The sequence below is a fragment of the uncultured Sneathiella sp. genome (assembly GCF_963976355.1).
GTDB lineage: Bacteria > Pseudomonadota > Alphaproteobacteria > Sneathiellales > Sneathiellaceae > Sneathiella.
This window is the reverse complement of the sequence record NZ_CAXBKA010000004.1, coordinates 160830-183185: the sequence shown is the minus strand read 5'-3', so window position 1 is coordinate 183185 and position 22356 is coordinate 160830. Positions and strand designations below refer to the sequence as shown.

The window sequence follows — 22356 nt, the reverse complement described above, 5'->3', positions numbered from 1 at the left end:
GGCTATGGTGTACTGAAAAATAAAAAACAAAGGGAGAAAAATATGTCGCGATGGAAAAACCGGCCCGAGGGGTCCAACTGGGGTGATTTCGGCGCGGACGATCAAATTGGTCGTCTTAACCTGATTACACCTGAAAGAGTACGCGCCGCCGCGGCGGAAGTGCACGCCGGGGAACGTTTCTGTCTCAGTTTGCCACTTGACCTGCCAGGAGGGAATCTTCTTAACCCCCGGCGTTATCCGCCAGAATTGAGGCCGACGGTCCGCTCCGGCAACCGGCCGAATATGAACTATAACCTGTCGCAGGACGATCCTAACATGATTGACGTGATCTGTGATGATCTGGTTGTCATGCATACGCAATATTCATCGCAATGGGACAGCCTTGCTCATGTGGGGCAGGAGTTTGATGCGGACGGGGACGGAAAGGCGGAGATTGTCTATTACAACGGTTATCGCGGCGGTGAGCATATTTGCGGGCCGCAGGATGAAGGCGGGAGCCGTGCCCACGCTCTCGGTATTGAGAATATGGCCGCCGTCGGAGTGCAGGGACGTGGCGTCATGATTGATCTCGAGGAAGAGTTTGGCTGGGAACAGAAGATGGTTGGCTATGACGATCTCATGCGGGTAATGGAGAAGGACAGCGTCACGGTCGAAGAGGGAGACATGGTCTGCCTCCATACAGGCTTTGCTCAGATGATCATGGATATGGGGGGCAAGCCGGATAAGGAAAAACTGCATAACTCCTGCGCAGCGCTGGATGGCCGGGATGGAAAGCTGCTGAACTGGATTACGGATTCAGGGCTTTCTCTGTTGATTGCCGATAATTACGCTGTTGAAGCGCATCCATCGCGCTCCGGGGAAGGAAGCTGCGCTTTCTTGCCCATCCATGAGCATTGCCTGTTCAAACTCGGTATCCATCTGGGCGAGCTGTGGTATCTCACTCCGCTAAACAGCTGGCTGAAGGCACATGGCCGATCCCGGTTCTTGTTGACAGCACCGCCGATACGGTTGCCGGGCGCGGTCGGTTCTCCCGCAAATCCCGTGGCTACTGTATAGGAGCGAAGGACGGTTCGGGCTATTGCAAGCAACTGCAAGCGTATTATGTTATGGTTGAGCCTTGCCGTCCCCCGGTTAATCTGTTAGCTGACGGTCAAATATATTGATGTCCCGCCGCGAGCGGGTTTGGAGTTGCTTGATGTTTATTCAGACCCTGCCACATGAAGATGACGCGCGGATGAAGTTCCTTCCAGGTCGTCAGGTTCTGACCTCTGGATCGGTTGTCTTTGAAGATGAGACAGATGCACGTGCACGATCACCGCTCGCGGCACGGCTGTTTGATATCCCGGGGGTGAAATCAGTAGAACTCGGTGAAGACTATGTGACCATCGTCAAAAAATCGGACGAAGAGCAAAAAACGCTCTGGATCCAGCTGAAACCCATGATCCTGGCGGCGATAATGGATCATTACATGAGTGGCATGCCTGTTTTAAACGGTGAGGAGAAAGCGGCAAGCGCGAGCTATTCCGAGGAAGAACAAAAAATTGTCGATGCGATTGTTGATCTGGTGGAAACACGGGTGAAGCCCCAGTTACGGGATGATGGGGGAGACGTCGCCTTTAAGTCCTATGATCCGGAGGATGGTGTTGTGGTGCTGGAAATGGATAGCTCCGGCCTTTCGACACCGGCTTTCGGCACCCAGATCAAGATCGAGAATACCGTCAGGCATTTCGTTCCGGAAATTCAGCGGGTCCGTTTTGAACGTATGGTCGATGAAGAGGCGGTGAATACGTCAGATCGTCCCGGGCTTCAAACGGATGAGGCGGAGCAGATTCGCGTACTTCTGGAAACCCGGATCAATCCCGCGATTGCGGCGCATGGAGGCTACATAACCCTGATCGATATTCAGGATCAGACCGCCTATGTTGAAATGGCGGGGGGATGTCAGGGATGCGGTATGGCCGATGCAACCCTTAAGCAGGGCGTTGAGGTGGAGATTAAGTCCGCCGTTCCAATGATTGAGCGCGTCCTTGATGTCACCGATCATGCCGGCGGCACCAATCCTTACTATGTCGGGTACTAGAAATCTCTAGTCGACTTCTTCGACAGATTTGATCACAAAACCACGATCAGTGCTGTATTTGCGCCGCATTCTATCCCATGCGTCCTCAAGGCTGGAGGCATAAATTTCGAAATAATGGGTTTCCGCCCAGCTATCAGACAGGTTCTTGTGGTGTTCTCCTTCCTGGAGAGCTGCGAGGACTTCTTCGTTGTAAATCGCCGCTTCGAATTTCTGTTGCATTATCGGTCTCGGTTCAGGTTCTGTATTGGGAACTAATGTGGCACAACAGGATTAATATTTGGTTATTTGGCAAACATGACACTTGCCTCGTTGCGAACCGGAAAATTTACAGAATTTGCGATAAAGCAGATGCCATGAGCATCTTCATGAAGCGTTTTCGCTTTTTCGAGATCTCCATCGGCTTCGATCGTGACGAATGGCTTCAAAATGACTTCCGTAAACCGCAGGCCGCCATCCTTCATTTCCATTTTTCCCCAGGCGTCATCATGATAGGCGGTCACCTTGATTCTTTTCCGGGCACAGAGCGCAAGATAGCTTAGCATGTGACAGGCGGAGAGGGATGCCAACAGTAAATCTTCGGGATTATACCTGTCGTCCGTGCCGAGGAACGGAGGAGCCGCAGATCCCTTTATCGTTGAGCGTCCGTCAATCAGGATGTCATAGTCGCGAGAGTAGGTTTTATAGTCCGTCGTTGCCCCTTTTCGGGCGCCGGTCCAGTCGACACGGGCGAAAAATTCATGTATCTGAGCCATTTCATTCCCTGATAAAGCGAAGTCACATTATTGGGAGCGATCTCATATCGCTTTACTATGTCCGATTATTACCATTATGTACTTTGCCTAATACAATCTCACTAGACTGTTCTCGGATCAAGAGGGTATTTCAGACCAGAAATGTTTGATACGGCGTTACGACATATCATTGATCCGCCGTTGAATGCGGCAGGAACGAAAATCGCGGCGATCGGTATTTCCGCGAATGCGATAACGATTGCCGGCTTTTTTATGGGGCTCGTTGCCGTTCCTCTCATCGCAGTTGAGGAATACGGTCTGGCCCTTGTATTCATACTCCTCAACCGGCTTTTTGACGGCCTTGACGGTGCTGTTGCGCGGCACTCTCTCCTCACGGATTTTGGCGGTTATCTCGACATCGTTTGCGATTTTATCTTCTATTCTGCAGTCGTTTTCGCTTTTGCGCTCGCCCGTCCCGAGAATGCCCTGTTTGCTGCGCTGCTGATTTTCAGCTTTATGGGGACAGGGTCAACCTTCCTCACCTATGCAATCATGGCGGAAAAACACCGTATCACCACGGCTATTCAGGGAAGCAAATCGCTTTATTATCTGGGAGGGCTCGCGGAAGGCGGGGAGACGATTGCGGCCATGGTGCTGATGTGCCTGTTCCCTGACTACTTCTTTGCCATTGCGCTGATATTCGGGGCTATGTGCTGGATCACGACCGGCACCCGAATTTATGCAGCATGGGTAACTTTCGGAAAATCCGATTGATGCTTATTGTAAGGTGATCTCGAGCCGTTATACTCATCTACCATAAAATAATAATAAGGGAGGATGAGCGGATGAACAGGTGGCAGATCGGGAATATCAAAATCACCCAGGTCGTTGAGGTGGAAGCAATGGGCGGGACGCGCTTTATCCTGCCTCAGGCGACACCGGAGGCTATTCAGCCGATTGACTGGCTGATACCGCATTTTGCCTCAAAGGAGGGGAAGCTGATCATGAGCATTCATGCGCTCATCATCGATACGGGAGAGCGCCGAATTATTGTCGACACCTGCCTTGGCAACGATAAGAAACGCGAAATTCCGGCCTGGAACATGCTGCAAACCAGCTTTTTGACGGATATAGAAGCTGCCGGTTATCCGCGTGAAAGCATCGATACTGTTTTATGTACACATTTGCATGTCGACCATGTTGGCTGGAATACAATGCTTGTGGATGGAGAATGGGTGCCGACATTTCCCAATGCGCGATATCTCATTGGCGAGAAGGAGTGGGCCCACTGGAACTCTGCGTCACAGGATGAGTTCGGCGACGTGATTGGCGATTCTGTTGCGCCCATTGTAGACGCAGGACTTGCCGACTTCGTATCGATGGACCATCAGATTTGTGACGGCATAAGCCTGTTCCCGTCACCCGGCCATACGCCCGGTCATGTTTGTGTCCAGATTCGCTCCAACGGGGAAGAGGCCGTCATTACCGGCGACAGCATGCATCATCCCTGTCAGATCGCTCATCCGGAATGGTCGAGTTCCGCTGATGCCGATGCGGAAGCGGCTCGTGTTACCCGTGAAGATTTTCTAAAAAAATACAGTGACTCGGATACGCTGATCATCGGGACGCATTTCGCCGGGCCGACGGCGGGACATCTCAAGACGCTGGAGAAGGGTGGATACTGGCTTAAGACGTGATCTGACATTGTTCCGAGGTGCTTGAGAATAAGAAAATTACCACTATGATCGGCATTGTCGATCTGTTCGACGACTTCCCGAATAAGGGGGAGAAAACCTGATCCGGGGCGCAAAACTGGATAGGAAAAAGAAAATGAAACTATATGATTGTGTTGGTCCGCCAAGTCCACGCCGAGTCAGAATATTCCTGGCGGAAAAGGGCCTTGAAGTAGAAAAAGTCAATGTCAATATGCGCGAGGGCGAACAGTTGACGGATGACTTCAAGAAAATTAATCCGCACTGCACGGTGCCCGTTCTGGAACTGGACGATGGCACACGGATATCCTCCATTGATGCGATGAACCGCTATATCGAGGAAATTTGCCCCGAACCACCTTTGTTCGGCAGCAACCCGAGTGAACGGGCGCAAATAAATGACTGGTGCCATTATATCAACGTCAACGGGTTTATGGCCGTTGCGGAAGCGCTTCGGAATTCAGCGCCCCGGCTTGCCGGACGTGCCATTACGGGTCCGCGGGATGTAGAACAGATTCCGGCACTTGCGGAACGCGGACGGCAGCGTGTTATCTATTTCTTTGAGGACCTGAACGAGCAACTGGCGGGGCATGATTTTGTCGTGGGCGACAGCTACTCGGCCGCGGATGTCGGGGCGCTGGTCGTTGTCGATTTTGCAACCGGCATGGCAAAAATCGAAATGCCGGACGGGCTGGATAATCTGAAACGCTGGCATGCCGCAGTATCCGCAAGGCCGAGCGCCAGCGCTTGATACGTGTGAGTTAGTTCCTGCGACGACGGCCGCTGCGGCGGCCGCCTTCACCTCCACCTGAGGCACGATGGCCGGCACCTTCTGGTATTTCCGTCTGCCAGACCGGACCGAAATGCGCCTCAATCTCCGGCAGGTCCAGCTTCGGTTTCGGCGTATATGCATCAAGGGCGTCTGCCATCGCCTTTAGATGGGCGTGACTGGTGCCGCAGCAGCCGCCGATAATACGTGCGCCCGCGTCTGCCGCGAGACGGGCATAATCGGCCATAACCTCCAACGTCCCGCTATAGGTGAGGGCACCATCCTTGAATTCAGGAATGCCGCAATTGGCCTTCGCGACGATAATGTCTTCCGCTGCTGCGGTCGATTTAAGTCCCAGCACTGTTTCCAGCATCTCGCCCGCCCCGACACCGCAGTTCGCGCCCCAGCCTGTGGGTCTTGCGGGGAGTTCGTGACAGAATTCCGTATATTCTGAGGGTTTTATCCCCATCATCGTCCGCCGGTTTGTATCGAACGACATGGTGCAGACGAATGGATATCCGGTTGCACGAGCAGCATCCACGGCGGCGGCGACTTCTTCCTTCGATGACATCGTCTCGATCCACAGAACATCAACGCCTCCTTCAATGAGGGCTTCAGCCTGTGCCTTGAAGGCAGTAACCGCGCCGTCGTGCGTCAAGCTTCCCATTGGCTCCATGAGCTCGCCGGTCGGGCCCATGGACCCTGCGACGATAACTGTACGATCCGCGCGGTCCGCCTCGGAGCGGGCAATTCTTGCGGCGGCCAGGTTTAGTTCATGGACACGACCCTGCGCGTTATGAAGCTTAAGGCGATAGCTTGTTCCGCCAAAGCTGTTGGTCAGGATGATGTCTGATCCAGCTTCTACAAAGCCACGGTGAAGAAAGTGAATTTTCTCCGGTGCGTCAATATTCCAAAGCTCCGGCGCGTCTCCGGACTGCAGGCCAGCGGCGAAGAGATTGGTCCCGACAGCGCCATCCGCAAGAAGAAACGGCTTTTCATTCAGAAGCTGTTCAAGTTTGTTGATCATGACGACACACCGCGTTGATTTTCAGTATTTCCCTCATGACACAGGCCATTATCGTTGGCAATGCAAAAGCATCATGAATAGAGATCACGTTATTGCTGTACCAAGAACCAAAGTCTGCTGTCGCCGCGCTTGTCTATCAGGTTGTCTCCGGACCAGTGTCTTTTTTCGGATCATCCGTCTTTTTTGTATTGGTCGATTTCTTCGGAGGAGGAGTTTCGTCGGCCTTCTCAGCGACGATGATAACCTCATCCGCTTTTTCGATCTCCGGTTCCGGTGGCCAAGGCCCGACCGGAAATGGCTTCTCGTCGCTTTGATAGGAGAGAAAGGCAACAAGCTGTTTGTTATATTCCGCCAATGCACCACCGAAAGACTGTAAACGAGTGAACGGAGAGCCGGTCAATAGCGATTTCAAAAACTGCACGATCGTTATGGCAAGCAGTACAATTTCTGCAAGTCGGTAGATAATCCCATACAGGATCAGGTAAATCAGCCGTGTCCAGGTTGATTTCGATTTAACATGGGTTTTAACATCGTCCGTCATCCGCTGCGCCCTTTGCATTATTGAAGTTCAGCTAAAATCCGGCGCACATTATAAATCTACAGCCAGCGCCGGACCTTCTTCCTATACTCTAGATATTCGCTGCCGAACTTATCTTCAAGGTAGGTCTCCTCTTTGGCAATGACGTAATAGCGAATAAAAGCCAGACAGAAAGGCAGCAGGACAACGGCCAGCCAACTCGCTGCGGCAATTGCGAGGCCGAGGTAAGCGGCTGCCATAGCTACATAAATCGGATTTCTGGAGTATTTATAGACTCCATCTGAAATAATGGTCGTCGTCGGCTTCCAAGGTTCCACATTTGATCCGGCCGTTTTATGCTTTCTTGCACTATGCGCGAGATAAATGGCCGAAACCAAAGTGAGCAGACCGCCGATCAATGTTAAAACGGGCGCCGCCGCGCGCCCTTCCATCCAGGCCGAGTTGAAATAAATTCCAAACGCCAGGAATGCAAAAAAACAAAGCGGTGGCGGTATCTTCACACCCGGATTATCAGATTTTGTCATTTGTGTTGCTCACCCCAAGTTTATCATGAGGTTAGCAACCTTACCGGTAGCTGTCCGTATCCGGGGTCACATACTGTCCTTATTGAGGGACATTTTTGGCAAGGTAATCAATTGCTGCCTGAACCCCTCCGGATCCATGAGAAATATTCCGGGCCTTCATACTCATTTCAACTGCGCTGAGTGTCCCAAGTAACATCGGGGCATTGATATGTCCCATATGCGCAATTCGAAGCGCTTTACCTGAAAGCTCCGATATGCCCACACCGATAACAACACCACATTTTCTGTTGCAATATTCATGGATCGCTTCGAGAGAATTCCCGTTGGCAACGAGAACCGTCGTGACCGAATTTGCGCGCTCGGCCGGGTTAATAATATTGAAGGAGAGTTCGTTCCCTTCGGACCATTTTGCGACGGCGGCCCGGGTCGCCTCAGCGAGGAGCTGATGCCGCAGGAATATTGCCTTCAACCCTTCCGCGCGGATCATCTCGAATGCTTTTTGCAGTCCGAACAGCATATGAACCGGTGGGGTGCCAGCGTAATTCTGGTAGTGCTCCGGTCCCAGACGGTTTGTCCAGTCCCAATAGGCGGTGCGCAGATTTGCCGTCTCATGACGTGCCAGCGCTTTTTTATTTGCGATGACAAAACTGATGCCGGGCGACATCATCAGGCCTTTTTGGCAGGCCGCAACCGTGACATCCACGCCCCACTCATCCATGCGGAAATCCATCGTTCCGAGAGAAGCAATCGTATCGACCATAAACAACGCGTCATGGCCTGCATTATCGATTGCGCGGCGGATCGCCGGTATATCGTTTATAACACTGGACGCAGTGTCAACCTGAACAACCAGTACTGCCTTGATGTCACGGCTTTTATCTTCCTTCAGCCGGGCTTCGAGTGCATTCGGATCGACCGATTTTCGCCAGCTTCCCGGAAGCACCTCAACGTCGAGACCCATCGTGCCGCCGGCCTGGCCCCAGCCCATGGCGAATGACCCGCTTTCAAGCACTAGAATCTTGTCGTCCCGGCTCAGTACATTGCTGAGGGCCGCCTCCCATGCACCATGGCCGTTGGCGATGTAGATAAACGGCGTCCCTTCTGACTTGCTGACCATGCGGAGGCCGTCTTTTAGTGTTGCCGTCACTTCGACCAGTTCACCCTTGCGAATATCTATCGCCGGGCGGTGCATGGCCGCAAGGACTTCGTCGGGAACCGTTGTTGGGCCGGGAATGCTCAAAAATTGTCGTTCGTTCTTGACACTCATGACGATACTTTCCTCATGCTGCGATCTTTCTTAGATCGAGATATTATCCGCTTTTTCCGGGGTCGCAACGGCATTTCCCCGGATTGTAATTTAATCAGTCTCTTTTGTGCCCCGCTTCCTCGCTTCCTTTACGACGGTGCTGTAAAGCTGTTTGCTGGAGGACCCAAGACTGCCGAGAGGGAGGAAGACAGCTTTTCTATTCCCAGCAGGTCTTTGAAGCACACGGATTACAGTAAAGCCGGTGAGAAAAAGAGTGCACCCGATGACATAATAAAACAAACCAAACGGGCCGAACTGTCCCATGATCTGCGAGGCCAGTATGGGGCCGATGCTCGCGCCCGTTCCATAGGCCAGCAATAGCCCCGCGGATACCTGAACCAGCCGGTTCTGATCCGCGAGGTCATTTACCTGGGCGGATGACATCGGATAGATTGTATAACAGAAACCCCCATACAGGAGACAGAACCCGAACAGCGCGAAGACGTGATGACCGGCGGCGGCCCAGACGATACCGCCGCTGATTAATGCTGTCGCCAGCGCGGAGCTGATCAGGATCGTCCGTCGGTCAAAATGGTCCGACAACCGGCCAACCGGAAATTGCAGCAACATGCCGCCCAACAATATACTCGCCATAAAGGTGGATATCTGCCCGAGACTGAGCCCGATCGAGTTGGCGAAAATCGGCCCCATACTGTTGATGGCCGAGTTCGTCAGCCCTGCGATCAAGGTGCCGGTAACTCCGACCGGCGAAATTTTTATAAGATCGCGAAACTTCATGCGTTCCGGTGCTGATGGGCGCGGAACAGTTGCACGGGTCAGGAGAATGGGTACCAGCGCAATAGAGAAGATAATTGACGCAATCGAGAAAAGCTGAAATCCGTCTGGATTGGCGACGGTAATCAGGAATTGTCCGGATCCGGCACCAAGATAGTTCGTTATCATATAGAGTGAAAGAACACGCCCTCGGGTAGCGTTGGTCGACCGTTCATTGAGCCAGCTTTCAACAATCATGACCATGCCGGCCATGCAAAACCCGGTAATCGCGCGCAAGATAAACCATGCCACAGGTTCGATGATCAGGACATGGGCCAGAACCGCAACGGACATTACGGATGCGAAGGCCGCAAATGAACGGATATGCCCGGCGCTGGCGACCACGCGAACTGCATACATTGCGCCCACCAGCATGCCAATGAAAAAACCGGCCATAATCAGACCGGTAACTTCCGTTGAGAAGCCTTCCAGCTTGCTGCGCAGACCGAGAAGGGTGCCGAACATCGCATTTGCAACCATCAGGAGGCCGTAGCTGGCCAAAAGAGAGGCAACTGATTTAATTGAATTCCACATTTTGGATCAGGAACCCGGAAGTGTTTTAGATGTCCGCACGGTCCAGATCATCGCGGCGAGAGACAAGGCTCCCAAGCAGGCGAAGCTGGCAATCAAGGGCAGGACAGTTCCGTTGTAAAACTGAGCAATAAGTGTTCCCAGTCCCATGGAAACGAAGGTCGTGATCGAGCCTATGACGGCGGCGGCAACTCCAGCGATATGGCCGAGCGGTTCCATTGCCATGGCGTTGAAGTTTCCGAACAGGATACCGATGCAGAAAAACGCGATCATAAAGAAGGTGACAAGCGTCCAGAGCGGTGGTTGCCCGTTCTTCACAAACGTAAAGATCAGGAAGAGGCCGGAGATGCCGGTAAGTGCGACAAGAGCAATATATGACAGCTTGCGCATCCCGAATCGCATGACCAATCTGGCATTGGTAAATGACGCGGTTCCAATTGCGAGTGCGAGGACGCCAAAATAAACAGCGAACATTTCGCCGACACCGTATTGATCCTGGAAAATTTGCTGGGACATTGTCAGATACCCCAAAAAAGCGCTGAAAATAAAGCCACCAACCATCGTAAAGCCAAATGCGGCCCGGGTATAGACCACTTCTTTCACGGCACGCCAGATCCTGCGAAGTGAGAAGGGGGCACGCTTTTCAGGTGCCAGTGTTTCATCCTGTCGCACACCAAACCAGAGCAGAGTGGCAAAACCCAGAGCAAAAAGGGTTACGAAGATCATCCGCCACTCAGCAAAAAACAGAATTCCCTGACCGACAGCCGGGGCCAATATCGGCACCAGAATAAAGACTGTCATGACAAGAGAGACAAATCTTGCCATTTCCCGCCCTTCATACTGATCGCGGATAAGGGCAAGGGACACAATACGGGGAGAGGCAACCCCGAGGCCTTGCAAAAACCGGCCGATCAACATTGTGGTGAAATCTTCCGCGAATATCGCCAGCAGGCATCCCACGAGAAAAAGGCCAAAGCCGAAGTAAATCGCGGGTTTTCGGCCGGTACTGTCAGAAATCGGTCCGTAAAAAAGCTGTCCGATTGCGAGGCCAAGAAAAACGGCAGAAACGACATATTGCCGGTCATTCGGGTCGGTGGCCTGAAGGTCTTGGCTGATAGGAAGCAGCGCCGGTAACATGACATCGATTGACAGGGCAACCATTGAAATCATCATCGCGAGCAGGACGACCTGTTCAACAAACCCGAGTTTTGTGGAAGATGAAGTCATGGCCCTATGGAGCTCCTGTTTTTCGGGGACATTCAGGAATAAAGCCATCAGATAGCAGTCCCTATCCGGCCCTGTCCCGATGCTTGGTGAATCGGCTTTATACTATAATCCCTGAGACAGAGAGCAAGTTGTTTATCGTCAAACAAAAAAGCTGATATTTCCGTTTCGCTTGCAACGAATACTGGAGTAAGATTTCGTCATGCTGATTGGGAGATTCCGCATTTCAAAATAAATAATAAGGAAACAGCATGAGCCAACTGGAAAGTAACAGGCCGCTGAGCGGTATGGATGCCTTGCTGGCACGCACGCCCTTTTTTTACGGCTGGGCAGTTGTAGCGATCGTTTTTATCACAATGGGAATCGGGGTGAATGTCCGGACCTCATACTCTTTGCTTTTTCCGGCAATTCTGAATGAATATGGCTGGGATCGTGCGACAACGGCCGCGGCCTTTTCCATTGGGTTTGCGGTTGCGGCTATTCTGGCTCCGGTTGTCGGGAAGCTTCTGGAGTTCATTGCACCAAGGTTTCTTTTATCTATTTCGGCAGTGTCGGTAAGTCTTGGCTTTATCCTCTCTACCTACTCGACGGAGCCTTGGCACTTTTATCTCACACTGGGCGTGCTCATGGTTGGCACCGGAATTGTTCTCACCTATGTGGGGCAGTCAATGTTTCTGCCCAACTGGTTTCAGCGTCGGCGCGGCTTGGCTGTGGGCATTGCTTTTTCGGGTGTCGGGATCGGATCAATCATTCTGATGCCTCTTATACAGGAAACTATTTCCGCAGAAGGATGGCGGGATGCTTGCTGGTTAATGGCTGGGTTGCTATTGGTCATTGTTGTGCCAATGAACTTTTTCCTCCAGCGTAAGGAACCGGCGGATATTGGCCTGTTTCCGGACGGGGATGCCGCGCCGGACAAGGAAATGACGCGCGGTCAGCAAACGGCGGCGGATCCTGTTGTTGACGCGGAATGGGTGAATACGGACTGGACGTTACGCAAAGCCGCCAAAACGGCAACATTCTGGTGGCTGGCGCTGGCGTGCTCAACAGCGCTATATGTCTGGTATGCCGTGCAGATTCATCAAACAAAATATTTGATCGAAATTGGATTTTCGGACATGGAGGCTGCCTCTGCGCTTGGCCTTGTCGGCTTTGCGGGCGTGCTCGGACAGATTTATCTGGGCAGCCTTTCCGATCGCATTGGCCGGGAGTGGGTCTGGTCTCTCTCCACTGCGGGGTTTTTGTTAAGCTGTGTCCTGCTGCTGGTGATGGAGCATGTGCCGAGCGTGACGATGATGTATGCCATGGTGATACTGCAAGGCGGCCTGGGCTATGGGATCGCAACGGTCTTCGGGTCCATGCCCGCAGATCTGTTCCAGGGTCGGGGCTATGGTATCATTTTCGGAACACTTGGTATGCTGGCTCTTGTTGGTGGCGCGTTAGGACCGTGGTTGACCGGGTATTTCTATGATCAGGGCGGGAACTACCATCTGGCCTTTTATGTTATTATCGCCTTGTCGATCTTATCGATCTTGTCTGTCTGGCTTGCCGCGCCCCGCAAACGCAGGTTGGTTGCCGGTCAGGCCCGAAAACGGGCGATGAAGGCAATGCTTAGCTAATCGAATAAATGGAATTTGGATTAAATGATTGAAAAGAGAAAAATTGCTCTGGTTACCGGAGCAGGGGCGGGAATTGGGCGGGCGGTATCACTGACGTTGTTGAAGAACGGATATAGAGTTGTGCTCGCCGGACGTAAACGTCAGACGTTGCAGGAAACGCTGGACCTGGCCGGTGAAAATGCGGGAAACGGTCGCGTGGTGCCGACCGACGTCAGTGATCCGGCTGCTGTCGGCGATCTTTTCGACACGATCCGATCCGAGTTCGGTCGGCTTGACCTACTCTTCAATAATGCCGGAATCGGGGCGCCGCCGGTGCCGCCGGATGAACTCGCAATCGATGTCTGGCAAAATGTCGTCAATACGAATCTGAACGGGTCTTTCTATTGCGCGCGCGCTGCTTTCGGGATGATGCGCAAGCAGACGCCGATGGGGGGGCGGATCATCAACAACGGATCGATTTCCGCGCATGTTCCTCGGCCTTTCAGTATTGCCTATACTTCGACCAAGCATGCGATAACCGGTTTGACCAGATCCCTGTCCCTTGATGGGCGGGCGTTTGATATCGCCTGTGGGCAAATCGACATTGGAAATGCGGAGACACCGATGACGGCCGTCATGAAAAAAGGCGTGCCACAGGCTAATCTGGAAATGGCGCCGGAACCCGTGATGGATGTGGAAAATGTTGCCTCGGCTGTTCTCTATATGGATAGTCTCAGTCTTGAGGCAAATGTCCAGTTCATGACGATTATGGCGACCAAGATGCCGTTTATCGGCCGCGGATAGGGTGGGACTTACAATCCGGATATTGATGCCTATATCTAACCGGTCGTTCCAATATTATGGAGAAGGAAAGTAAGGTTTATTATGTCCACACCACGTACTGTTACCCGTGTCATCCTCTCGACGGAAGCCTCCGATGGGGCTGGCGTAAAGCTGCGTCGGTCAATCGGGACAGGACAGATTTCTGAACTGGATCCGTTTTTGCTGCTTGATAATTTCGGCACGGAAAATCCCGACGACTATATTGCCGGGTTCCCGTCTCATCCGCACCGCGGGTTTGAAACCGTGACATATATGATCGCAGGTCAGATGCGGCACAAGGATTCCACCGGCTCAGAAGGGGTTCTCGGTCCCGGTAGTGTTCAGTGGATGACCGCCGGGCGCGGCATCGTGCATTCGGAAATGCCGGAGCAAAAAGAGGGCCGTATGAGCGGATTCCAGCTTTGGGTGAACCTGCCGGCAAAGGATAAAATGTGTCCGCCGCGCTATCAGAATATTGATCCGGAAGATGTGCCGGAAGTGGATCTCGGCCGTACGCAAATACGTGTGCTGGCGGGAGAAGTTGATGGCCCTGACGGCATCGTCGTGGGGCCTGTAACGGGCGTTGCGACAGATCCGATCTATATCGATGTAGCGCTTTCTCCCGGCGGTAGTTATGTGCATGTGGTCCCTGAAGGGCATACAGCGTTTGCCTATGTCTTCGAAGGGACAGTTGATGTTGGAAGTAAAGCCGTAGACCGGCATCATCTCGCGATCCTTTCGGATGGCGATCATGTCAGTCTGTCGAGTGAGACTGGCGGGCGGGCAATACTGGTTGCCGGGCGCCCTATCGGCGAGCCGGTTGCGCGGTATGGACCGTTCGTGATGAACAGCTTCGAGGAAATTCAGCAGGCTGTTCAGGACTTTCAGACCGGCAACTTCTAAGCCTGCTTGATTGGCGCGGCAAAGCCCGTTAGGATTTTGCCGCGCATAATTGTCACCTTGAGAATGACGAAAAGGACAGCAACCAATGACCGCCGATATCTCCTCGCCGATAACCCTTCCTTGCGGTGTGACCGTAAAAAACCGGATTGCCAAAGCCCCGATGACGGAAGGGCTGGCAGATTCCATGAATCGTGCAACCGAACGTCATGTCAGGCTCTATCGTAAATGGGCGGAAGGCGGGGCTGGTATTCTTGTGACCGGCAACGTACAGGTTGATCGCCGGTTCCTGGAGCGACCGGGAAATGTTGTCATTGATCAGAACGGCGGGCTTGAGGAATTGCGCGCTTTTGCCTCTGCCGGAACGGTCAACAATACGTTGCTTTTCATGCAGATTGGTCATGCCGGGCGACAAACGCCCCGGCGTGTCAATCCGCGCCCTGTCGCGCCATCTGAAATTTCCATGACTTTACCTGACAGTATGTTTGCGGCACCAAGAGCGCTGACGTCCGACGAAGTGGAAGATGTCGTCAAGCGATTTATTCATGTGGCGACGGTTGCAAAGGAAACCGGCTTTTCGGGCGTGCAGATTCACGCAGCGCATGGGTATCTTATTTCTGAATTTCTCTCCCCCCTTGCCAATCAGCGTGAGGATAAATGGGGGGGAAGCCTTGAAAATCGTGCGCGTTTATTGCGTGAAGTGGTGCAGGGAACAAGGGCCGTAGTGGGCAGGGAGTATCCCATCTCCGTCAAGCTGAATTCTTCTGATTTCCAGAAGGGGGGGTTCAGTCATGAAGACTGCCTGCAAGTGGTTAAATGGCTAGAGGAAGATACGGTCGACCTTCTTGAAATTTCCGGTGGGAATTATGAAAATCCGGCCATGATGATCGGCGCGCGCGGTACAGATGAAATTCGGAGCACAACCGTTGCACGGGAAGCCTATTTCATGGGATATGCAAAAAGTATTCGTAACGCAACCGGTATTCCCCTGATGGTAACAGGCGGCTTTCGTAGCCGGAATGCCATGGATGCCGCCCTTGACGAGGGGGACGTGGACATCATCGGTATCGGTCGGCCTCTTTGTGTGGATACAGACGCGCCCAACCAGCTTCTGGCCGGGTCGGATAGCATGGCCATTGCTTATGAACAACAGATCAAGCCTTCTAAGGCTGGCCTTGGCTGGTTCTGCCTGAACATTATTCGAATTGCCGATGGCCTTGAACCGGATAGAAACATGACCGGAGACGCGGCAATGGCCGACTATCTGGAAAATGAAGAAAAAACGGCCTCCGCTCTTGAAGGGCGCGTTATTTAGTAATCAAAATCGGTGGAAATTGATCAGCATCAAGGCGGTTCTATATTAATTAGGTAAGTTGAATATTCCAATTCGTGAGGAGAAGGCATGTTTGACAAACCATCTTTGATAACGCGTATTGCCGTTGGCAAGATCATTGGCCTTATTGTCGGGCTGATCGGCTTTCTTCTGCTGCCCTATATCTGGCCCGAAGGCGGCCTTATGCTGAGGCTCGGTGTGTTGTTCTGGTATATTACCGTAGGCGCATTTATCGGCGTGTTTGGTGTGTTGACTTGGCATCCGGTGCTTCGTCTTCCCATGCCATGGTGGTTCCGGGCTCCCCTTATCGGTGGATGGATGAATTTTGTGCTGACACTTTTTGTCTATGATACGTTTGCGCAAATGATGCTGGATGTGTTCGGTCCGGACTTTCCCCTTTCCTCTCCGTTCTGGTACGTGCTGGAAGGCGCGCTGGTCGGGCTTGTTATGGGCTTCTTCGCAACCAGGCTTGGCGGCCAGGGCAAGGAGACAGTGCCTGAAGCACCATAGATTATATCGGTAGCGGGCGTATATCCTGTCTGTGCGTTACTTCTGCTTGGCAATTTCCCGCTCGACGGTCTCCAGCCGGTCTTTGCCGAAAAACATTTCATCGCCGACAAAGAACATTGGCGCCCCAAAGCAGCCGCGCTCAACGGACGAATTCGTATTGCTGATCAGAGCGTTCTTTATCTCCTGATCTTGCGCGCGCGCCATGATTTTCTCCGCATCAAGGCCTGCGTCGTTCAAGACGTCCTGAATAATGCTGGGATCGTCCATTTGTTTGCCGTCCTCCCACATAGCGGTGAACACAGCATCGATATAACGATCCGTGCACCCTTCTTGCTCTGCGGCCAGGGCGCCGCGCATGATTTGCACGGTGTTGACCGGAAAATTCGGGTTCATGCGGAATTTTGTCAGATTATGGGCTTCAATGAAGCGGTTTGTTTCAAGGCGCATATAATCCATTTTGAGCGGAATCTCCCTGAACTGTTCCATCGGAGATTTGTTGTTGGTCAGTTTGAAGACCCCGCCCAGCAAAATCGGGACATAGGTGAATTTGACGCCTGTGCGCTTTTCTATCTCGGGAATGACAAGATGCGAGAAGTAGCAATTCGGGCTGCCGAAATCATAATGAAACTCTACTTGCGCTGTCATTTTTCTTCCCTTTCTTTGGTTCGGTCAATCCGGGCTGCCTAGTCAATCATACCTTTGTAGCGATGGCGGTAGGGGTTCTCTGTTGACGGCTGACCTGTATTTCCCGATGGGAGATGTAGGTGGCGGCGGCAACGATCACGGCGCCGCCAACCATGACATACGGATCGAGCGGCTCGCCGAATGCGAGCACACCCAGAATAGCCGCCCAGATCAGTTGCAGGAAGCCGAGTGGCTGAGTAACGGTTATCGGCGCAGCTTCGAACGCCCGGGTCAATGTATAATGCGCGCCTGTGGCAACGACGGCGGCGAGGGCAAGCCATGACAACTCTTCCGCTGTCGGATTTCGCCATTGGAGTATGGCGCCGGGCAACAAGGCAACGGTGCATCCAATCGACAACATGCCGACAATCATTGATGAGCCCTGCGTTTCTGTCAGCTTTTTTGCGAGAATGAAGGAAATGGCGAAAAGCGGGGCAGCGAGTAGCTGCGCCATCTGGCCCATATTTACTTCCTGAAATCCGGGACGAAGAATAATCAATGCACCGGCAAAGCCGCAGATGACGCCGGCTATCCGGCGAAATTGAAGCCTTTCGCCCAGAAATATGGCAGCGCCGATTGTCACAAAAATTGGGGCGACATATCCAATCGCCGTTACTTCTGCAATCGGGATGCGGGCCATAGCATAAAACCAGAGAATAACACCGGCCCCATGCACTATCCCCCGGAGGATGTAAAACCCTGTATCACGCTTGCTTGGGATGCCCGGCCAATGCCTGATCACCATGGGAAGGATTAGAAGCGATCCCAGAAAATAGCGGATGAAAGCCGCCTCAACGGCGGGCAGCCCGGATCCCAAATGCCGGATAATAGCAGTCATGCCGACAAAAAGGATGCTCGACAGGACCATCCAGGCAATACCCTGAAGAGTTCTGCTGTTTTGAAGCGCCGCGTAAAGAGGCATGGGCTAAGCTTTTCTTGTTATTATTCCTACGATCGGGTAGATACACGGCCCCAATCGAAACTATATGAATGCTATTCTAAAGCGCAGACAGCCTTTTTGTCACTTTATTTACTGAGAGCTTCTTCCATCAGCAGGTCTGATCAATGATCCATGATGCCCTGATGTGCCTGATCGCCCCATAATTCTTCGATCCGGGCATCACGGCCGCAGGAAAAGCGATAGAACTTATATCGAATTGGATTCTTGTTGTAATAATCCTGATGATAGTCTTCCGCGGGATAAAACTCGGGAGCAGTCCGAATTTCAGTAACAATCGGCTTTTTCAGGATACCTGAGCCGTTGAGTGCAGCCTTGGAGGATTGCGCGGTTTCCTTCTGGGCATCGGTTGTTGCGAATATTGCTGTTTTGTAGCTTTCCCCTCGATCACAAAACTGTCCACCATCGTCCGTTGGATCGACGCTCCGCCAGAAGACATCAAGAATGTCTGAGTAGGATGTCTTGCCGGGGTCAAAGACAATTTTTACGGCTTCGATATGGCCGGTTCCGCCTGCGGAGACGGCTTTATATGTGGGGTTGGGGAGTTCGCCACCAATATAACCGGATGTTGTTGAAATGACGCCCGGTACATGATCGTAATCGGATTCCACGCACCAGAAACAACCGCCGGCCAGAATTGCCGTTTCTTCGGCGGCGTTGGCCCGAGCGGAATTTCCCAAAAGGCTGTAACCCAGTATTGTCACTGCCACGCAGGAATATACGAGAGGGAGTATGTATTCACGCATCCGGAGTTCTCCGTTTCACTGCTTTCACCAATAGCTGAAAACTAGCGATCATCTGCATGAATACCAATGCCTCTCGCGAAAAGTTGATATCACAAGGATGTCAGCTTCTCTGCCTCTCAACGGAACTGCGTCTATTCCTTTAATGCCGAATAAAGGACCTTCGTATTTTATGCTCGCCAGAGATGGCGAAATTTTCAGTCAGCGTATCCCGGAAGCTGCCGGTCGAGCTTGCGTAAAAGAGCCTTCCATGCCATTCCGGATACAGCCGTGAGACCATTCTCTCCCTGACCTGCCGTTACCTTTTTGACAGCGTCAGAAGGATAGTGAAGCTTTTTGCCGCCCGCAAGACTGGCAACCTGCATTTCGCAGGCGCGTTCAAGGAAATACATTCCAAGAAAGGCATCCGCGACGGTTTCGCCAAGGGCAAGGGTGCCGTGGTTCCAGAGCAGCATCAGCTTTTTATTTCCAAGATCCTTCTGAAGGCGCGGTCGTTCATCATGATTGAGGGCAATGCCCTCATATTCGTGATAGGCGAGCTGCTCCCGGATTACCAATGCCGTTTGGTTGAGCGGCATCAGTCCTTCCTCCTGAGTGGCAACGGCGGTACCGGCAGCGGTGTGTAAATGTATGACACAAGCTGCATCATGGCGAACCTCATGAACAGCAGAGTGGATCGTAAAACCCGCCGGATTCACTTTATAGTCGCTCTCTCCGACAATTTCACCATTCATATCGACTTTCACGAGCGAGGAGGCCGTAATTTCATCGAACATCATGCCGTAGGGATTAATGAGGAAATGATTGTCCTGCCCAGGTAGCCGTGCGGAGATGTGAGTGAAGATAAGGTCATCCCAGCCGTACAGGGCGACCAGTCGATAAGCAGCGGCCAGATCGACCCGGATCTGCCATTCTGCTTCGCTGTATTGTTTGCGCGATGACTCTTTTAAGTTTGTTACGCTCATCTTGATCTCCTCTTAGTTGCTCCTCGGCAAGAGTTAGAGTGCAGGAAATCGGACAGCTGCGCTTAAACAAATGCTACGGTTCTTATTTTTCTTATACCAGTATAGCGAAATTTAGACTTTCATGCCAAATCTCTTTCATTATGACGCTGTATAACTCATCGTTAATATTTTTACGGTAACTGTAGCTATGCCATTACAACTGATGAGGGGCTAAATAGGCTTATGTACCAGATGATAAAAAAGGTTACGCAGTTTTTTAATAGGAAAAACAAGGTTGTAGAAGAAAAGGGAGAGGCTTCTTATTCCAGGTTTGGAATTGGACCAAGGCTGATTGCATCCTTTTCGGTTGTAGCGACATTAACCGTAGCGATATCGATTGTGAGCTGGTTCAGCCTGGGAACACTTACATCATCGAAAAAAGAACTGATCGACCAGAAAGTACCGGCGATCACTCTAGCTATGAATCTTGCGAACGAAATAACGACTTTTACGGCTGCGGCTCCGCAACTGAGTAATGCGAAGGGAGAGGCAGAAAGAGCTCAAAGCTATAAAGGAATTACCAACGCCGCCAAGAAAACGAGTGAACAGCTAAAAATATTACAACAGTATATGGTTGGGAATGAGTCGCTTCAGAAAATTGATGATGGCCTAGTTAAAATCCAGAATAATCTTGAGCGTTTGAACGAACAGGTTCAAAGTCGTCTTGAATACGCTGCTTTATTAAACTCAACAGCACCACGGCTTTCCGTAGCGCGTGACATACTGGATACCGGGCTTAATTCCTTTTTGCTTCCGCTGCGTGTTCAGGTTATCGAAAATTCAAATCAATGGGGCGAACTTCTTGAAAGTTCTGTAGATCAGGCACTTACAGGTGTGAAGCCGCGGTTTGATACATCAGAACTGTCTACGAAACCTTCTAAAATTCTGCGTTTTCAGGAAGAAATCTTTACCTTCAAGAGCAGTGGATATCAAATGCTGAGCCTTCTGACAGAAGGATTGCAGGCGGCCGATATCGATGCGGTCAAAGACCTGGAATCAGTGTTTCTTTCTTCCATTTCATCAATGGGAACACCGCTTACCGCGATCGAACAAGAGACATCCAAAGCCCGAACGAAGGAACTGGTCGAGCTTTTTGACGATTTCCTTGCGATGGGTGTGAAAGGTAGCAAAGATGGGTCGGTGAATATTTTCAAAACCCGCATCATGGAGCTTGAGGCGGCAAATGCTGCTCAGGGCATCGTGAGCGAAAGCCGATTTCTCGCCGGGATTCTCGTAAAAAATGTAAACAGTTTTACTGAGGAAGTGCAGGAATCGCTTGCTGTTGCTTCCAAAGAAAGCGAGGCACTCTCCGACAACACGAGAATGGCTTTGATTGTGTGTGCTGTTATAGCTCTGATTGCAACCATTGCTATCGGATGGCTCTATGTACAACGAAATATTATTCGCCGCATGATGCTGCTGGTGGCATCGGCCCAACGGCTCTCCGAGGGGGATTTGACGTCCAGCATATATCGTGACGGTACGGATGAGATCGCCCGCCTCGGGCACGCTCTCGTCGGGTTCCGCGATACAGCAAGAGAGGCGAATGAAGCGCGCCTTGAAGCGGATGAACAACGTAAAATCCGTGAAGAAGAAAAGGCCAGGCAGGAAGAAGCGCAGCGCCAGGCTGAAAAATCTGCTCAGGAAGAACGCGAGCGTGTCGAGCGTGATGTCGCAGAAACGAAGACCAGAGAGCGGAACCAGCTCGCCGATGCTTTTGAAGGCAGCGTAAAACATTTGGTGGAGAAATTCGCCGTAGCCACGGCTGAAATGAGCGAAATGTCTGTATCGATGACAAGCTCGGCGGAAGATACAACACAGCGATCTGCTACAGTTGCGTCTGCGTCGGATCTTGCAACATCCAGCGTGAACTCAGTGGCGGCAGCAACAGAAGAGCTGACGTCTTCCATCAATGAGATCAGCCGACAGGTCAATCAGGCAGCAGGTATCGCCGGGGAAGCAGTGTCCGAGGCTGAGCGGACAAATATCATGGTAACGTCCTTGAATGAGGCAGCTGCCAAGATCGGTGACGTTGTGGGGCTCATCAACGACATAGCGGGACAAACCAACCTGTTGGCCCTGAATGCTACGATAGAAGCGGCGCGTGCTGGCGATGCAGGCAAGGGCTTTGCAGTTGTCGCGAGCGAAGTGAAAAATCTTGCTGCTCAGACGGCTAAGGCAACGGAAGAAATCACTGAACAGATCAGAGCCGTTCAGGAAGAAACCGGAAATGCGGTTGGAGCAATCGGAGGTATTACAACCACGATTAGCAAAATCAACGAAATTGCGACCTCGATTTCCGCTGCAGTAGAAGAGCAGGGCGCTGCAACCGGTGAAATAAGCAGGAGCGTTCAACAGGCTGCGGAAGGATCTCAGGAAGTATCCCAGAATATCAGTTCCGTCAGAGACGCGGCGGAATCGACTGGCAAAACAGCGCTTCAGGTGCAGGAAGTCTCCAATGATATGGCGAAAGAGGTTTCTGATCTCGATCGGGAAGTTGAGAATTTCCTGACGCAGATTCGCGCCAGCTAACTTCATTGATGCACATTGAAGGCAGCGCTATTCGGTAAAATTCGCCGAATTAAGCG

23 protein-coding genes are annotated in these 22356 nt (G+C 52.0%); 11 read left to right on the top strand and 12 right to left on the bottom strand.

The annotated features are described in order from the left end of the window. The first annotated feature begins 42 nt into the window (after window positions 1-42). Both AAC599_RS11095 and AAC599_RS11090 read left to right on the top strand, forming a co-directional pair. A complete protein-coding gene (locus tag AAC599_RS11095; RefSeq protein ID WP_340150466.1) occupies window positions 43-1056 on the top strand; it encodes a cyclase family protein in 1014 nt (337 codons plus the stop codon). A gap of 139 nt (window positions 1057-1195) precedes the next feature. Further along, window positions 1196-2080: a NifU family protein gene (locus tag AAC599_RS11090; protein WP_340150465.1), complete on the top strand. Its 885-nt coding sequence runs from the start codon at window positions 1196-1198 to the stop codon at window positions 2078-2080. Between the two features lie 6 nt (window positions 2081-2086). On the opposite strand, the gene AAC599_RS11085 is transcribed toward AAC599_RS11090, so the two are convergent. Further along, window positions 2087-2299: a hypothetical protein gene (locus tag AAC599_RS11085; protein WP_340150464.1), complete on the bottom strand. Its 213-nt coding sequence runs from the start codon at window positions 2297-2299 to the stop codon at window positions 2087-2089. Between the two features lie 62 nt (window positions 2300-2361). Further along, window positions 2362-2832: an OsmC family protein gene (locus tag AAC599_RS11080; protein WP_340150463.1), complete on the bottom strand. Its 471-nt coding sequence runs from the start codon at window positions 2830-2832 to the stop codon at window positions 2362-2364. A gap of 141 nt (window positions 2833-2973) precedes the next feature. Between AAC599_RS11080 and AAC599_RS11075 the strand changes: the two genes are divergently transcribed. The 3 genes from AAC599_RS11075 to AAC599_RS11065 all read left to right on the top strand — a co-directional run bounded on the left by AAC599_RS11075 (window position 2974) and on the right by AAC599_RS11065 (window position 5274). Further along, on the top strand, window positions 2974-3585 hold the full coding sequence (locus AAC599_RS11075; RefSeq protein ID WP_340150462.1) for a CDP-alcohol phosphatidyltransferase family protein: 612 nt from the start codon (window positions 2974-2976) through the stop codon (window positions 3583-3585). A gap of 71 nt (window positions 3586-3656) precedes the next feature. Next, window positions 3657-4508, top strand: coding sequence for an MBL fold metallo-hydrolase (locus AAC599_RS11070; protein WP_340150461.1), 852 nt, complete (start codon window positions 3657-3659; stop codon window positions 4506-4508). A gap of 133 nt (window positions 4509-4641) precedes the next feature. After that, complete coding sequence (locus tag AAC599_RS11065; protein WP_340150460.1) at window positions 4642-5274, top strand: glutathione S-transferase family protein; 633 nt, start codon at window positions 4642-4644, stop codon at window positions 5272-5274. Between the two features lie 10 nt (window positions 5275-5284). On the opposite strand, the gene bmt is transcribed toward AAC599_RS11065, so the two are convergent. From bmt to AAC599_RS11035, 6 genes are all read right to left on the bottom strand, one after another. Continuing rightward, window positions 5285-6319, bottom strand: coding sequence for a betaine--homocysteine S-methyltransferase (bmt, locus tag AAC599_RS11060; RefSeq protein WP_340150459.1), 1035 nt, complete (start codon window positions 6317-6319; stop codon window positions 5285-5287). Between the two features lie 136 nt (window positions 6320-6455). Further along, entirely contained in the window at window positions 6456-6860 is a 405-nt protein-coding gene (locus AAC599_RS11055; protein WP_340150458.1) for a DUF4389 domain-containing protein, read from the bottom strand. Window positions 6861-6916: 56 nt separating this feature from the next. Then, window positions 6917-7381: an isoprenylcysteine carboxylmethyltransferase family protein gene (locus tag AAC599_RS11050; protein WP_340150457.1), complete on the bottom strand. Its 465-nt coding sequence runs from the start codon at window positions 7379-7381 to the stop codon at window positions 6917-6919. A 79-nt stretch (window positions 7382-7460) separates the two neighbouring features. Next, window positions 7461-8648 carry an aminotransferase class V-fold PLP-dependent enzyme gene (locus AAC599_RS11045; protein WP_340150456.1) on the bottom strand — a complete coding sequence of 396 codons (1188 nt, stop codon included), beginning with the start codon at window positions 8646-8648 and terminating at the stop codon, window positions 7461-7463. A 90-nt stretch (window positions 8649-8738) separates the two neighbouring features. Continuing rightward, window positions 8739-9995 carry an MFS transporter gene (locus tag AAC599_RS11040; RefSeq protein ID WP_340150455.1) on the bottom strand — a complete coding sequence of 419 codons (1257 nt, stop codon included), beginning with the start codon at window positions 9993-9995 and terminating at the stop codon, window positions 8739-8741. 6 nt (window positions 9996-10001) lie between these two features. Further along, window positions 10002-11219: a multidrug effflux MFS transporter gene (locus AAC599_RS11035; protein ID WP_340150454.1), complete on the bottom strand. Its 1218-nt coding sequence runs from the start codon at window positions 11217-11219 to the stop codon at window positions 10002-10004. Window positions 11220-11467: 248 nt separating this feature from the next. On the opposite strand from AAC599_RS11035, the gene AAC599_RS11030 reads away from it, so the two are divergent. The 5 genes from AAC599_RS11030 to AAC599_RS11010 all read left to right on the top strand — a co-directional run bounded on the left by AAC599_RS11030 (window position 11468) and on the right by AAC599_RS11010 (window position 16379). Beyond that, window positions 11468-12835 (top strand): MFS transporter, encoded by a 1368-nt coding sequence (locus tag AAC599_RS11030; RefSeq protein ID WP_340150453.1) that lies wholly within the window; start codon window positions 11468-11470, stop codon window positions 12833-12835. 24 nt (window positions 12836-12859) lie between these two features. Continuing rightward, the gene (locus tag AAC599_RS11025) at window positions 12860-13618 is read left to right on the top strand and encodes an SDR family oxidoreductase (RefSeq protein ID WP_340150452.1); all 759 of its coding nucleotides are present in this window, start codon (window positions 12860-12862) and stop codon (window positions 13616-13618) included. 81 nt (window positions 13619-13699) lie between these two features. Beyond that, window positions 13700-14539 carry a pirin family protein gene (locus AAC599_RS11020; protein WP_340150451.1) on the top strand — a complete coding sequence of 280 codons (840 nt, stop codon included), beginning with the start codon at window positions 13700-13702 and terminating at the stop codon, window positions 14537-14539. Window positions 14540-14624: 85 nt separating this feature from the next. Continuing rightward, entirely contained in the window at window positions 14625-15851 is a 1227-nt protein-coding gene (locus tag AAC599_RS11015; RefSeq protein ID WP_340150450.1) for an NADH:flavin oxidoreductase/NADH oxidase family protein, read from the top strand. 87 nt (window positions 15852-15938) lie between these two features. Then, on the top strand, window positions 15939-16379 hold the full coding sequence (locus AAC599_RS11010; protein WP_340150449.1) for a hypothetical protein: 441 nt from the start codon (window positions 15939-15941) through the stop codon (window positions 16377-16379). Window positions 16380-16415: 36 nt separating this feature from the next. Here the strand turns inward: AAC599_RS11010 and AAC599_RS11005 are convergent, their stop codons facing one another. From AAC599_RS11005 to AAC599_RS10990, 4 genes are all read right to left on the bottom strand, one after another. Next, on the bottom strand, window positions 16416-17024 hold the full coding sequence (locus AAC599_RS11005; RefSeq protein WP_340150448.1) for a 2-hydroxychromene-2-carboxylate isomerase: 609 nt from the start codon (window positions 17022-17024) through the stop codon (window positions 16416-16418). Between the two features lie 46 nt (window positions 17025-17070). Next, the gene (locus AAC599_RS11000) at window positions 17071-17985 is read right to left on the bottom strand and encodes an EamA family transporter (protein ID WP_340150447.1); all 915 of its coding nucleotides are present in this window, start codon (window positions 17983-17985) and stop codon (window positions 17071-17073) included. 140 nt (window positions 17986-18125) lie between these two features. Beyond that, window positions 18126-18767, bottom strand: coding sequence for a peptide-methionine (S)-S-oxide reductase MsrA (msrA, locus tag AAC599_RS10995; RefSeq protein WP_340150446.1), 642 nt, complete (start codon window positions 18765-18767; stop codon window positions 18126-18128). A 194-nt stretch (window positions 18768-18961) separates the two neighbouring features. Then, window positions 18962-19729: a class II aldolase/adducin family protein gene (locus AAC599_RS10990; RefSeq protein ID WP_340150445.1), complete on the bottom strand. Its 768-nt coding sequence runs from the start codon at window positions 19727-19729 to the stop codon at window positions 18962-18964. A 222-nt stretch (window positions 19730-19951) separates the two neighbouring features. On the opposite strand from AAC599_RS10990, the gene AAC599_RS10985 reads away from it, so the two are divergent. Further along, window positions 19952-22300: a methyl-accepting chemotaxis protein gene (locus AAC599_RS10985; RefSeq protein ID WP_340150444.1), complete on the top strand. Its 2349-nt coding sequence runs from the start codon at window positions 19952-19954 to the stop codon at window positions 22298-22300. Window positions 22301-22356: the final 56 nt, after the last annotated feature.

Bases quoted from the DNA above. Each gene is read 5' to 3' on its own strand.
- AAC599_RS11065 (WP_340150460.1), top strand. From the start codon at position 4,642: ATGAAACTATATGATTGTGTTGGTCCGCCAAGTCCACGCCGAGTCAGA.
- AAC599_RS11055 (WP_340150458.1), bottom strand. From the start codon at position 6,860: ATGACGGACGATGTTAAAACCCATGTTAAATCGAAATCAACCTGGACA.
- AAC599_RS11035 (WP_340150454.1), bottom strand. From the start codon at position 11,219: ATGACTTCATCTTCCACAAAACTCGGGTTTGTTGAACAGGTCGTCCTG.
- AAC599_RS11090 (WP_340150465.1), top strand. From the start codon at position 1,196: ATGTTTATTCAGACCCTGCCACATGAAGATGACGCGCGGATGAAGTTC.
- AAC599_RS11020 (WP_340150451.1), top strand. From the start codon at position 13,700: ATGTCCACACCACGTACTGTTACCCGTGTCATCCTCTCGACGGAAGCC.
- AAC599_RS11050 (WP_340150457.1), bottom strand. From the start codon at position 7,381: ATGACAAAATCTGATAATCCGGGTGTGAAGATACCGCCACCGCTTTGT.
- AAC599_RS10990 (WP_340150445.1), bottom strand. From the start codon at position 19,729: ATGAGCGTAACAAACTTAAAAGAGTCATCGCGCAAACAATACAGCGAA.
- msrA (WP_340150446.1), bottom strand. From the start codon at position 18,767: ATGCGTGAATACATACTCCCTCTCGTATATTCCTGCGTGGCAGTGACA.
- AAC599_RS11085 (WP_340150464.1), bottom strand. From the start codon at position 2,299: ATGCAACAGAAATTCGAAGCGGCGATTTACAACGAAGAAGTCCTCGCA.
- AAC599_RS11040 (WP_340150455.1), bottom strand. From the start codon at position 9,995: ATGTGGAATTCAATTAAATCAGTTGCCTCTCTTTTGGCCAGCTACGGC.
- AAC599_RS11025 (WP_340150452.1), top strand. From the start codon at position 12,860: ATGATTGAAAAGAGAAAAATTGCTCTGGTTACCGGAGCAGGGGCGGGA.
- AAC599_RS11010 (WP_340150449.1), top strand. From the start codon at position 15,939: ATGTTTGACAAACCATCTTTGATAACGCGTATTGCCGTTGGCAAGATC.
- AAC599_RS11015 (WP_340150450.1), top strand. From the start codon at position 14,625: ATGACCGCCGATATCTCCTCGCCGATAACCCTTCCTTGCGGTGTGACC.
- bmt (WP_340150459.1), bottom strand. From the start codon at position 6,319: ATGATCAACAAACTTGAACAGCTTCTGAATGAAAAGCCGTTTCTTCTT.
- AAC599_RS11045 (WP_340150456.1), bottom strand. From the start codon at position 8,648: ATGAGTGTCAAGAACGAACGACAATTTTTGAGCATTCCCGGCCCAACA.
- AAC599_RS11030 (WP_340150453.1), top strand. From the start codon at position 11,468: ATGAGCCAACTGGAAAGTAACAGGCCGCTGAGCGGTATGGATGCCTTG.
- AAC599_RS11000 (WP_340150447.1), bottom strand. From the start codon at position 17,985: ATGCCTCTTTACGCGGCGCTTCAAAACAGCAGAACTCTTCAGGGTATT.
- AAC599_RS11095 (WP_340150466.1), top strand. From the start codon at position 43: ATGTCGCGATGGAAAAACCGGCCCGAGGGGTCCAACTGGGGTGATTTC.
- AAC599_RS11080 (WP_340150463.1), bottom strand. From the start codon at position 2,832: ATGGCTCAGATACATGAATTTTTCGCCCGTGTCGACTGGACCGGCGCC.
- AAC599_RS11075 (WP_340150462.1), top strand. From the start codon at position 2,974: ATGTTTGATACGGCGTTACGACATATCATTGATCCGCCGTTGAATGCG.
- AAC599_RS11005 (WP_340150448.1), bottom strand. From the start codon at position 17,024: ATGACAGCGCAAGTAGAGTTTCATTATGATTTCGGCAGCCCGAATTGC.
- AAC599_RS11070 (WP_340150461.1), top strand. From the start codon at position 3,657: ATGAACAGGTGGCAGATCGGGAATATCAAAATCACCCAGGTCGTTGAG.
- AAC599_RS10985 (WP_340150444.1), top strand. From the start codon at position 19,952: ATGTACCAGATGATAAAAAAGGTTACGCAGTTTTTTAATAGGAAAAAC.